This window comes from Corynebacterium kroppenstedtii DSM 44385 (genome assembly GCF_000023145.1).
Lineage (GTDB): Bacteria > Actinomycetota > Actinomycetes > Mycobacteriales > Mycobacteriaceae > Corynebacterium > Corynebacterium kroppenstedtii.
On sequence record NC_012704.1, the window covers coordinates 1,790,727 to 1,802,479 of the forward strand.

Annotated in this window: 10 protein-coding genes; 2 read left to right on the forward strand and 8 right to left on the reverse strand. The window is 60.1% G+C overall.

The window, feature by feature from the left end; translation table 11 throughout:
* Window positions 1-316 precede the first annotated feature (316 nt).
* Complete coding sequence (locus CKROP_RS07475) at window positions 317-1,690, forward strand: hypothetical protein (protein ID WP_041628879.1); 1,374 nt, start codon at window positions 317-319, stop codon at window positions 1,688-1,690.
* A 66-nt stretch (window positions 1,691-1,756) separates the two neighbouring features.
* On the opposite strand, the gene manA is transcribed toward CKROP_RS07475, so the two are convergent.
* From manA to CKROP_RS10765, 4 genes are all read right to left on the reverse strand, one after another.
* Window positions 1,757-3,097 (reverse strand): mannose-6-phosphate isomerase, class I, encoded by a 1,341-nt coding sequence (gene manA, locus CKROP_RS07480; RefSeq protein ID WP_012732128.1) that lies wholly within the window; start codon window positions 3,095-3,097, stop codon window positions 1,757-1,759.
* A gap of 99 nt (window positions 3,098-3,196) precedes the next feature.
* Entirely contained in the window at window positions 3,197-4,426 is a 1,230-nt protein-coding gene (locus CKROP_RS07485) for a hypothetical protein (RefSeq protein ID WP_012732129.1), read from the reverse strand.
* A gap of 11 nt (window positions 4,427-4,437) precedes the next feature.
* Window positions 4,438-5,817, reverse strand: coding sequence for a phosphomannomutase/phosphoglucomutase (locus tag CKROP_RS07490; RefSeq protein WP_012732130.1), 1,380 nt, complete (start codon window positions 5,815-5,817; stop codon window positions 4,438-4,440).
* Window positions 5,818-5,877: 60 nt separating this feature from the next.
* On the reverse strand, window positions 5,878-6,846 hold the full coding sequence (locus tag CKROP_RS10765; protein ID WP_081429436.1) for a DUF3499 family protein: 969 nt from the start codon (window positions 6,844-6,846) through the stop codon (window positions 5,878-5,880).
* A gap of 85 nt (window positions 6,847-6,931) precedes the next feature.
* Here CKROP_RS10765 and CKROP_RS07500 point away from each other — a divergent pair, with 85 nt between their 5' ends.
* On the forward strand, window positions 6,932-7,384 hold the full coding sequence (locus CKROP_RS07500) for a metallopeptidase family protein (RefSeq protein WP_012732132.1): 453 nt from the start codon (window positions 6,932-6,934) through the stop codon (window positions 7,382-7,384).
* 10 nt (window positions 7,385-7,394) lie between these two features.
* Here CKROP_RS07500 and CKROP_RS07505 read toward each other — a convergent pair whose 3' ends face one another.
* The 4 genes from CKROP_RS07505 to rfbD all read right to left on the reverse strand — a co-directional run bounded on the left by CKROP_RS07505 (window position 7,395) and on the right by rfbD (window position 11,636).
* Window positions 7,395-7,706, reverse strand: coding sequence for a WhiB family transcriptional regulator (locus CKROP_RS07505; RefSeq protein ID WP_052292494.1), 312 nt, complete (start codon window positions 7,704-7,706; stop codon window positions 7,395-7,397).
* A 589-nt stretch (window positions 7,707-8,295) separates the two neighbouring features.
* Window positions 8,296-9,447: a mannose-1-phosphate guanylyltransferase gene (gene manB / locus CKROP_RS07510; protein WP_012732134.1), complete on the reverse strand. Its 1,152-nt coding sequence runs from the start codon at window positions 9,445-9,447 to the stop codon at window positions 8,296-8,298.
* A 210-nt stretch (window positions 9,448-9,657) separates the two neighbouring features.
* Window positions 9,658-10,614 carry a glycosyltransferase family 2 protein gene (locus tag CKROP_RS07515; protein ID WP_012732135.1) on the reverse strand — a complete coding sequence of 319 codons (957 nt, stop codon included), beginning with the start codon at window positions 10,612-10,614 and terminating at the stop codon, window positions 9,658-9,660.
* 23 nt (window positions 10,615-10,637) lie between these two features.
* Entirely contained in the window at window positions 10,638-11,636 is a 999-nt protein-coding gene (gene rfbD / locus CKROP_RS07520) for a dTDP-4-dehydrorhamnose reductase (protein WP_041628880.1), read from the reverse strand.
* Window positions 11,637-11,753: the final 117 nt, after the last annotated feature.

Genomic DNA, 11,753 nt, shown 5'->3' on the forward strand with positions numbered 1-11,753 from the left:
TCCTAACATGGTGGGTAGATATCGAGTTGCCGTTGTGTTTCTGGACACCTTTCGAAGTGATTTTTATCACATTATAGATCATTTGGTGCCCCATTTATGGCTCTCTACCCACGCTGTAATCCAGGCTATCACTGCTTTGCCCTTACCTTCGTCGCCTGATGGGGCAATAACGCGGCCTCCCTTCGCTACCCACATAAACCAGCACGTCCGTAGCTATTTTGTAACTCTTTTGTTATTCTCTTCGGCAGTTATTGATGCGAGTACCAGTTCCCGCGGAAACAAGGGATGACGGCCGTCACTCAAGGGAGGCCACGGATTGACCAACAACAATCCAACCACGGGGAATAACTCCGAGTCCGAGCGACCGGACGACTCGGGGCGCACAAATCCGTCATCGCAATCAATGCCGTCATCACGCTCTGCATCATCGGCATCATCTTCATCTGCCGACGGTTCCTCGCTGTCTGCTTCCAGTGACGCATCTCAAACGGTGTCGTCGAAACGCGTCGTATATAACGGCGCTCCGCCGTCACGCGGCCGCCTCCCCATTTACACGTTCGTCGGGACTGGCTTGGTCTTCGCATGCGCTATCGGAGTAGGCGTCTGGAAGCTCTCTTCACCCGAGACGGCCTCGTCGACTACCAAGCACCCCACTACCGTCGAGACAGAGTCGGCATCTTCAAACGACAGGGCTAACGACGTTGAAGCCGCTGGTTCACAGGGGTCGAACGGTGGTGGCTCGGGCAACTCTGGGCAGGATAATAGGAACTCCGGGAACGCTCAGAACAATAGTTACAGTCAGCTAGGTAACCAGTCCGGCAACCGGGCTAACAGCGGCGATAAGAGCAACCAAGGCTCAACCGGAAACGGCGCGATCGAGAACAGCTCGCAGGGGAACAATTCGCAATCCAACGAGCAGCCGAACGCGAACGCTCAATGGGATGAGGATCCCATTTTGCCCCCTGGTACCAAGCGGGGTGAAACACATCTCGGTGCGCTCGGTGCCCCGCGCGACAACGGCAACACCGCGATGGGGCAGCACAGTGGCACATCTGATGCCAGCGAGTCCACGGATGACTCGGATAACGCGCCGGGAATCGGGCTGTGGTTCACCAACACACCCGAAAGTCTGCAACGCGTCCTGAGCAGTAGTCAGTTGCACCAAGCTAGGGAAATTATCGACGATTCGGCCGCACAGGCACAGTCCGAAGCTGTCCCCATGCATCGAAACAAAGATGGGGTCTGGGTAGCCGACGACAAAGACCGACTACCCCATGAGACCAAAGGGACCCCCAATCCCTCGGAGCCGCACAGCGTTCATCCGTCTAAGGGTGCGAAGCCCACCGACTCTGCGGATTCCCCCGGGTCATCGCAAGCGCCGGCGCCATCTGCCCAGCCGTCACACGAACCCACACCGGCGGGTACCCCGAATGGCTCGAATTCTCGAGGTGGAGCTGCCGAACCGACGACGACCCACCCGAGTGCGGTACAAGCGCCATCTGGCCAGGGCAATCAGGGTGGAGTGCCGACGCAGGAGCGTACCGCGACCACCACTGGCACACCTGGGGCACCACAACAACAGTCTGCTGGCAATGCTGCCACGACGACTCGCGAGGCACCCACAGCCACCGTTCCGTACACTACCGCCGGCACCGGGGCGAACAACGCCGACGACAGCTCTGGCGAGTAGCCGCGCCCACACGGCGCTTCTCGCGTCGCCACTTCTCACCGGCAGCCCGGCGAGTAGCCGCTCCGGCTAATCCGCGACCGTCGCGACGAAAACTTCAGCGAGCTCATCGCTGTTATTCATCACGAGAGTGCTCTCTGCATCGTCGGGAATCCACGCAGCCTTACTAGGCGTGAGATCCAGCGGCCCAAAACCATCACCGCGAATGTGGCCGTCTCCCTCGGCCTTTGAAGCGTCATCAACCGAGGGCTGCGAAACGTGAACGGTGCCGCGCGTACACAGGACAATCGCAGGCCCGACCAATGCCTTCGACAATGACTTCCCATCAGCGGCGACACTCGAGACCGCAACCGATTGACCCGGATTCAACTCCCAGCGTTGCAAGCGGAACTCCGGCGCCGGCGTCGGATAATAAACACCCTGCGCAGAGGACTGCGAATCGGCGGACTCACCTGAGCCCGAGGCCTCCGTCGTTAATTGATTCGGAGTAATCACGGGATCCGGCAAGGGATCGAACGAGAGCACGCGAACCAACTCCGGAACATCAATGTGCTTCGAGGTCAACCCGCCGCGCAGCACGTTGTCCGAGTTCGCCATGATCTCCACGCCCAACCCGTGGACGTATGCGTGCAGCTGGCCCGCATTGAGGTAAATCCCCTCCCCCGGTTCAAGACGAATGTGGTTGAGCAACAACGCGCACAGCACGCCCGGATCGGACGGGTAACGGTCGGCCAACTCGATCAGGTGATCGGCCACAATCGCGAACTCCGTCTTACCACTATCACGGTAGGCCCGAGCCCCCTCAACAACGGCAGCGATCAGTGTTTTGCGCTGGTCAGAGGGAAGAGTGATCCACGTCGTGACCAGGCTGCGCAACCCTTCAGAGGGAAGAATCCCGGAGATCAACACGCGGTAGCGCTCCAACTCCGGCACAGACAACGCGTCGAAAAGCTTGAGAGTCTGCTCAATCGGGCGGAAACCACACATCGCGTCGAACTGAGTGAGCGCCACGATCAGTTCGGGCTTGTGGTTGTCATCGCGATAATTTCGCTCCAGTGCATCACGCGCGATACCCAGAGTGTCCTCCCGCGCACACCCTTCTTCGGCCTGCTCTTTCGTCGGATGGGCCTGCAAACTCAATGGCTTATCCGCGGCCAGCAGCTTGAGCAAGAACGGCAAACGCCCCTCATATGCTCGGGACATACCAGCGCCCAGGGCACTGACGGAGTCCGACGCGATGAGAACATCCAGGGGTTCGCCGTCCACTGTTGCTGGGGCACCCGGGTGGGCACCAAACCACATTTCAGCCTCGGGGTGATCCGACGGCGTTGGCCGGCCAGCCATCTGCGCTATCGCGGTGCGCGACCCCCACGGATACGTACGAATTGCCCCAGTGAGCGGCTGAACCATCTAAACCTCCATTAAAAGTATCTATCGTGCAGCGTGACGTACTGGCCAAAACAATGTGCTGGCCACAAAACTCATGCGGACAAGCTACCTACACCGTCATCACTCCTGAGCGACAACATAGGCAGCAGCGGCCGCGCACCGCGCAGCCAACACACAGATGTACGCGACCGCGGAATGAAGATCCGACGCCGTCAGATCCACCACCGTCACCGGCCGCGCATCAAAATACCTCTCGAGTCTACTGAGCTCCTGCTCGGAAGGATATGCCCGCGACACCCCCGCATCAGGCTCATCATTTCTCCCCCGTACCGAATATCCCCCCAAACTCGGCACTACCACGGCAGCCAGGGGCTGGACCGCGGGAGCATCCAAAAATGGATCATAAAAAATTGACTTATCGACGTCACTACTGGCGCTGCCCGACCCAGCTGCAACATCCCCCGACGAATCGATGGCCGTATCCATCGACGTCCCCCGATGGAGATCCGAGTAGAACCGAGCTAACTCAGCTGTATCGGCGGTAGCAGCGACAATCCCATGATGAAGCAGCCGCATCGCCGCGAACGAAGCAACATGCCGGGTCACCCCATCGCCGGCAATGACCACCCGATGATCCTTCATACGCAAGCCCAGCTGACGCGCAGGATTCACGGACTCATCGCGCTCGGGACCACTAGCCTCCATCTCACGATCGACGGCATCGGCCGCATAATCCAACACGCCTTGAATCGGCAGTTGGCCGACAAGACCACACCCGCCCGTCACCGTGGCCACATACCGCCCCCACGATTCTTCCGTGACACCCGGAATGTCCGGGAGAACGAGGCCATACCCTTCGCCCGCCTCCGCAACAGGTCCCGACGTCGGTGCAGCCACCATAACCATCGCACCGACCTGCCGGCACCGCACCACAGCTTCCTCCGCTTCACGGTCCGCAGGATCCGGCGTCAGGACAATCACGCAATCCATGGCTCCCACGTACCGCGGCAGACGGTCCACCACCACGATGGGGACCGACGGGTCCGGGATGAGCGCGACCGCGGCACGGGCAGCGTGAACTGCGGTATCCGAACACGCCACAATCACAACGCCGCGAGCAACGTCGGGAATACTTTTCGCGAAAGAACGGAGATCCTCAGAGGAATCGTCGGTCGTGTCGTCGGCAATCCCGAAAAAGTCGGAGCGCAGACTTTCTGTGCTGGGGCCGTCGGGCGTGCTCTCGATCGTCGGGCGATCAAGGACTGACATCACGTCAGATAGTGATCGGGCGACGGCGCGGATGCGCGCGCCTTCTTGAGCTACCGTTACAAGCGTTTCGCGGGGGTACACAACGGCCTATTCTAGGCGCGAATAACCGCTAAAACATCCGAGGTGAGGGCATCGACGGCCTCACGGGTCTTGGCCTCTGCGTTCAACCTGAGGAGCGGTTCCGTGTTCGAGGCACGCACGTTGAACCACTCGCCATCCCCGAGCTCAACAGTGAGGCCGTCGAGTTCATCCATGCTCTCGGCGCGGTCGGCGTACGCTGCACGCACGGCCTCGACGCGCTCTTGCTGAGCCTCAGCGGAATCCAAACGCGAGTTGATCTCACCGGAGGCTTCGTACCGCGAGTAGTGGTCCATCAATTCCGACAGGGGCTTGTCCTGCGAGCCCAGCGCGGCGAGCACGTGAAGGGCCGCCAACATTCCGGAGTCGGCGTTGAAGAATTCGGTGAAGTAATAGTGAGCGGAGTGCTCGCCACCGAAAATGGCGCCGGTCTCTGCCATCGTCGCCTTGATGAAGGAATGGCCGACGCGGGTGCGCACTGGTTTCCCACCGTTCTCCGTGATCATTTCGGGGACAGTGTGGGAGGTGATCAAGTTGTGGATGATGGTCGCGCCCGGCTTCTGGCTCAGGTAGCGCTCGGCGATGAGCGCGCAAATCGCGGACGGCGTGACAGGGTTGCCTTTTTCGTCGACGACGAAGCACCGATCCGCGTCGCCATCGAAGGCCAGTCCGATGTCGGCCTTCTGGTCAACCACGAATTTCTGGAGGTCCACAAGGTTCTTCGGCTCCAGAGGGTTGGCCACGTGGTTCGGGAATGTTCCGTCGAGCTCGAAATACAGAGGGCGAATATCCAGAGGAAGGCCACCCAGAACGGCGGGGACGGTGTACCCACCCATTCCGTTGCCGGCATCCACCGCGACAACGAGGGGACGCGAGGAAGTCAGGTCGACGAGGCTATTGAGGAACTTCGCATAGCCGGGCAACACATCTTTGTCCGTCGATTCACCCCGGTCGCCGTCATACGCCGGCACACCGCGCACGAGGTCATCCTTGATCTCAGCCAAGCCGGTTTGCTCCCCCACCGGCCGAGCTCCCGCGCGACACATCTTGATGCCGTTGTACTGGGACGGGTTGTGGGAGGCCGTGAACATCGCCCCCGCGCACTTCATGCTCCCCGAGGCGTAGTACAGCTCGTCGGTGGAGCACAGATGGACTTTGACGACGTCGAGCCCCTGGTCCATGACTCCCTCGGCGAAAGCGTCGGACAGCGATGGTGAGCTTTCCCGCATATCGTGCCCGACGGCGACTGTGGATTCCCCCTCCGACCGGAGCAGACGAGCAAACGCGGCGCCGACCTCTTTCACAAAAGCTTCATCGATGTGCTCCCCGACGACCCCCCGGACGTCGTAAGCCTTGATAACGGAGTCAACAAATGAGCGATCGCGCGCAGGCACGGGAATCCTTTCGTCTGAATAATGTTCGCAGTTATCTTACACGGGCTTGACTTATCGATGTCACCTATCGCCATCCGGATCCGGGTCTGGAACGGCGTGGAGATGGCCGCGCTTACGCCCCGGAATGTTATGCAGCGACGGGTGCCGGACCTCCGACGAGTCCTGTGTCCGCGACCACCCCTGGGCGGGCTCGTGTGGTTCGGAGTGGTTCGACGCTCCCCACCGCATTGTCCTTGTCGACGGTTCCTGCTCGGTCCCGGCGCGGTGGGATTCAGCCCGGTTATGGGGTGCGACGTGCGACGCGTGGTGGTTGTCCGGCCTGCGGTGACGGCCCGTTTGCCCCGTCGTGATGACGGATCTCCCATAGGAAGACTCCACGGTGGGTTCTTCCCCGCGGCCACGCCACAGGCGACGACGCCGCTCACGCTCCTTCGCTGCTTGAAGGAGAGGGGATTCGATCTCCCACTCGGCGTCATCGTCGGAGTCGGTACCGGGGTCGTTGTTATAGGCGTCGGCTGCGTGGCTGTCGGCACTGTGACGGTCGGCTGACTGTCTCATGCTCGACGGTTCAGTCGAGAATGCTCGCTTCTCGTTGTGATGGCGTGTGGCCTCACCGCGGTGTCCGTTTAAGCGCGAGATAGTGTCTTGAATATCAGCAACTGCGCCCTGGGTTGCGTCAGCATGACGAGCGCCAGAACCGGCACCAAACCGAGCACCAGGACCAGCAACAGAACCGGCGTCGACACGGTGGTCGCCACCCTGAGGATCATTGACGCTATCTAAGAGCGCTGTCATATCGTCAACATCATCAACGTCGGGCTCGTCGCGAATAACTGTCCACCCCTCGGGCGGGCGGAACTGCGCGGAATGGCGCGCACACAAATCCCAACTGTGAGGATTGTCGTCTGAGGAGAGGGGGCCGACGATGACTGTTTCCTCCGCGTGCGAATACACCAAGGTCGCAGCTGCGGATCGGCCGCAACCGGGGCGGCAGCACAGTCGCTTCTTATTCACGCGCTTTTCGTTCACGTCGCATTAGTCTAGCTGCCCATGTCCTCAACGCCGACGGCGTGGATGATTCATCCTGCCGGCGGAGCCCATTAGGGTTGGTGGCATGGATTATTCCCGCCGAGCTGAGCGCCACGGTCGTGGCATACGTGGGCCGATCTTGCCCCCCGAAGTTCCGCGGTGGACCAGCCGCCCGGCAGAATTCGACCAAGCCGTTTTAGACGCCTACGCCCCGATCCACGAGCAATGGTCCGAAGAGTTAGAACACCTGGACATCGCGCTAGACACTGTGCCACGCATGCGCTCCCGCCAATTGACGACGGTGTGGCCCGACGAAGTTGTGGCCGACGGTGCAGTCCCTCTGGGCCGGCTGATACCTGCCGGTGTCGACGATGATGGCCGTCCGACGCGCCCCCGGATTGTTGTTTTCCGACGCCCCATTGAAATGCGCACACAAAATATGACCGAGCGCTCGGAATTGCTCCACTACATTATCGGGAAGCTGGTGGCCACGTATTTGAACGTCGAGCCACGCATGATCGATCCAGATCTGGAATGAGCCGGCTGCTTTAGCCGATCTGCCTCTTCAGACGACGACGCTCACGTTCGGATAACCCACCCCAAATACCGAAGCGTTCGTCGTGCTCGAGGGCATATTCAAGGCACTCGTCACGAACCGCGCAGGCTTTACAAATACGCTTTGCCTCGCGGGTTGAACCACCCTTTTCAGGAAAGAAAGCCTCAGGGTCTGTTTCTGCGCAGAGAGCTTGTTCTTGCCACTCTTGCTCCACAGAATCGAAAAGGATATCAAAGTCCTCGGCAAGGTCGGACGAGTAGGAGACGTCGCCAGGCTGGTCCGGCTGTGTAACTTCCTCTCCCATGAGCGCATGGAGGGTAGCGCGAGGGAAGTGCGCGGATGAATCAGCCATGCCTCTCCTTTTTGGTCAAACGACGTGGTCGCGCCGGGGTGGATGGCTACTGGCACGCGTCGCGGTATCCACATCAAGGGTCATTCATGCGGTCAACGGGCCGACAAGCTAGCACTGCATCTTGTGGGGTCTTATGTTGTGCAGGCCGGCACGCTTATCGCGCACTTTCCGCCCGATATGCGCCATTCGCCCTGATAGAGAGTCAGATTCGCCTGGAAAAACCAGGCATTACCACTCTCGGAAGGACAAACCAAGCACATTTTCCGTGTCGGCGGAAAGTCTTTCTACAGGACGATTACACACGTGTAATTCGAATACGTCAAGCCCAGTCACCTGCGTAAACACGCCACATAAACCCCTTTAGTCACATCTGTCACACAGGTTACATAGGGACGCTGACCCTTTTTCGGAGAAAACACGACATACCCTCATACTTAACCTGCAGACCACTAGATGTTGTGGTCTACCGACCTCGCATGATTAATATACGTTTCCTTACCAATTTTTCATCAATGGGTGGGATAGATCCTTCCCGCGGAGGCTAAACGTCGGTAGAAAACCTAATTCCGCTATCGGGGATATTCACCCCGGGCCACACGCGGACACCATCGATCAGTTCACACCGCGCACCGACCACGGCCCCCTCGCCGATCACCGCGTCGCGAAGAACAGCACGGGCGCCAATCCGGGCCCCGGCGGCAACGATGCAGCGCTCCAAGGTTGCGCCCGCCTCCACTTCGACACCGTCGAAAAGGACCGTCGTATCTAAGCGGGAGCCGCCGCCGACTTCACAGCCACGGCCCACGTAGGTGCCGCCGAGCAAGAGCGCACCTCCGCCGATCTGCGCCGACGAGTCCACCAGGGCTTCCCCGGTCTTCCCCACCAAAATCGGCGAATACGCAATGCCCCGCACCAGGTCCGAGCTACCACGGACGAAATCAGCGGGCGTACCCATATCACGCCAGTAGGCCTGGTCAACGTGGCCATACACGCGTAGACCGTCGTCAAGGAGTTTCGGGAACACCTCCCGTTCAACAGACACCACACGGTTCTCTGGGATACGGCCAATAATCTCGCGCTTAAAGACGTAGCAGCCGGCGTTGATCTGGTCCGTCGGCGGATCCATCGTCTTCTCTAAGAACGCCGTCACCCGGCCATCCTCATTCGTCGGAACGCAACCAAAAGCACGCGGATCGGGAACGCGCACCAGGTGCATGGTGACGTCCGCATCCTTCGTCGCGTGGGTCCCTAACACCGCGCGAAGGTCCGTGCCGCCCAACACGTCGCCATTAAAAACGAGGGCGTTATCGTGGCGGAGCGATGGCAGCACGTTACGGATACCGCCGCCCGTACCCAGGGCCTCTTCCTCCACGACATACTCGATCTCGAGGCCTAGGTCCGAGCCGTCACCAAAGTGCTCCTGGAACACTTCCGCTTTGAACGACGTTCCCAGCACGACGTGGGTCATTCCGGCTGCTTTAATCCGGCCCAGCAGATGCTGGAGGAAAGGCACCCCCGCCGTCGGCATCATTGGCTTTGGTACAGAATTCGTCAGAGGACGCAGGCGCGTTCCTTTACCCCCCACCAGAATGACGGCATCCGTGTTCTCCGCGAGATGCGCACCGACTTCTAGCTGCTGTTGATCTGCAGAATCCTGTGCCCATCCTTGGGCACCCCTGAAATCAACGACCATTTTTTCATGCCTTTCTAGACGTGCGTGACTCCAAGCCGGGTCAACGGCCTGTGTCACCGCTATCAATGGACGCGCGAAAAGTGGCCGACGCGCGTGCGTACAACGATTCGCGATTAAACTACCACTCTCCTAGGACAAAACTGTGCTCCCGCGCCTAGGGGCGACGACGTGCCCCGCACTTCCGTCGAGTCCCCCCTCATTTATAAAGCTTTAACTCTGATGCCCTTTGGTATGACTATCCAGCCCAGCCAAGGCGACAGAAATCCCCGTTCGCGCTTTCAATCCGCACCACAGCGCGACACGCAATGGCAACCACCGAAGTCCAGGATGCCGATCCGCCTGGAACCGATAGGCGCTGTCATGATGGGCTGGAAGCATCGTTGATTTGTGCTTATTCGCGGAATGGCCCTGCGCGTGAGTCACCGTCGCCTCTGGGGTGAAGATGTTTTGCCACCCGGCGTGGGTCATGCGATCGCCCAGGTCCACATCTTCCATATACATGAGGTACCGCTCGTCGAATCCGCCGATGGATTCAAACGCATCCCACCGCACGAGCAAGCAGGAACCAGACACCCATCCTGCTTCGCGTTCGCGGTCAAGGTCAGCGCCACGTCGGTACTTCTTTGACCAGGGGTTATCCTTCCAGATCGGGCCCAGTAGCGCGTGCCCGATACCACTAATAACTTCCGGTACTTCTCGCGCGGACGGATACACACTGCCGTCGGGCTCCACAATTTTCGGCCCCACTGCTCCGGCCCGTGGGTGGCGATGCGCAGCCTCAATCATGCGGTCAATCGAGCCCGGCGAGAACTCCACATCGGGGTTAGCAATCACAAAGAATTCGCTGTCCACCGCGTTGTCGTGGCCCCGCCGTCGGGTCAACAGACGAGCCGCAATGTTCACCGCGGTTCCGTACCCCACATTTCCGCCCGTGCGGAGTAGCTCCACATTGGGCGCCACAGCCGCTTCCGGAGCGCCGTCGGTCGACCCATTATCAGCCATCACGACGACGAACTCCCGGCTGGTCGCGTCGGCAAGAGAATCGAGGAAACGACGGAGGTGATCCCCTGGCGAATAGGTCACGGTCACGATGGCTAGCGGAGCCCGATCCCCCTTGAGCTGGTGTTCTGCTGGTGACTCTGCCTGTTTATCGCTCACAGGTTCCATACTGTACTCGATCCCGCGGTGAATCAGCACACACCGGTGACAGCGCGATGTACACCATCCTCCCAGGCCGGCAGCGGTGTCAGACCCAGCGCGAGCCACGACGAATTGTCGAGAACAGACCAGTGAGGGCGCGCCGCCGCCGTCGGGTAATCCTCACTGGAAATCGGGATAACACGATCTGGGTCTGCTCCGACCTCTGCGAATACTTGACGCGCCACGTCCCACCACGTGCACGCACCCGTACCCGTGCAATGTACGACGCTCCCCGGGGCAAGGATCGCGGGGAAATTGATCGTCGCGGACGACGCGCCCGAGAGCTCCCACAGGCCGCGAGCAAGATCAAACACATTGGTGGGGCTTCCCCACTGATCATTAACGACGCGGACGTGGGGACTATCGTCGCCACGGGACTGCTGCTCCAGGCGCATCATGGTGGAGACAAAATCGTGGTGGTCGGGCAAGGCCAATCCGGAATAAACCCACGCGGTTCGGACAATGACGCAAGGCACGTCGGTATTCTCAAAAGCTGCCTGAACAGCGCGATCGCCGGCTAACTTGGTACGACCGTAGACCGACTGCGCATGAGTGGGAGTGTCGACGCGCAGCGGTGCGTGCCCGCCGACGAAGGGCTCCGACGCGTCTGTCGGATTGGCTGGCTCGCCACCCCCGTCCGACTCGACGGCGTCCCTCTGGCCGTAGACATAATCCGTCGAGATGTGGATAAAAGGTATTTCTGCCTGGGCGGCCGCCTGCGCTAAATACGCGGCACCATCCGTGTTGACAGCACGTGCGGCGTCCTGATGAGCAGGGTCTTCGGCGCGATCCACGGCGGTGTAGGCGGCGGCGTTAATGATCAAGTCGGGCTGTTCCGAATCCAGAACGTCATGAATAACGTCCTGGTCAGTGATGTCCAATTCCGCCCGCCCCAAACATGAGATACGCCCGCTCCGTACCGGTGCCGGAGCAGTCATTGCTAACGCGGTTCCTAGTTGGCCTCGCCCTCCGGCGATGAGGATACTCACGGTCTTTACTCTCCTTGTGCCTGTGTACACGGGGCCGGGTCGCACCACCGTCGTTCGCTACCCATATGTACTCCCCTGTGTGCTCCGTCATAACGGTCATGACGTTCGACATGCCAA

What these genes read in the sequence shown, in the direction of transcription:
- CKROP_RS07500 (WP_012732132.1), top strand. Translation starts at nt 6,932, where the DNA reads ATGGATTATTCCCGCCGAGCTGAGCGCCACGGTCGTGGCATACGTGGG.
- manA (WP_012732128.1), bottom strand. Translation starts at nt 3,097, where the DNA reads ATGGTTCAGCCGCTCACTGGGGCAATTCGTACGTATCCGTGGGGGTCG.
- manB (WP_012732134.1), bottom strand. Translation starts at nt 9,447, where the DNA reads ATGGTCGTTGATTTCAGGGGTGCCCAAGGATGGGCACAGGATTCTGCA.
- CKROP_RS07505 (WP_052292494.1), bottom strand. Translation starts at nt 7,706, where the DNA reads ATGGGAGAGGAAGTTACACAGCCGGACCAGCCTGGCGACGTCTCCTAC.
- CKROP_RS07515 (WP_012732135.1), bottom strand. Translation starts at nt 10,614, where the DNA reads ATGGAACCTGTGAGCGATAAACAGGCAGAGTCACCAGCAGAACACCAG.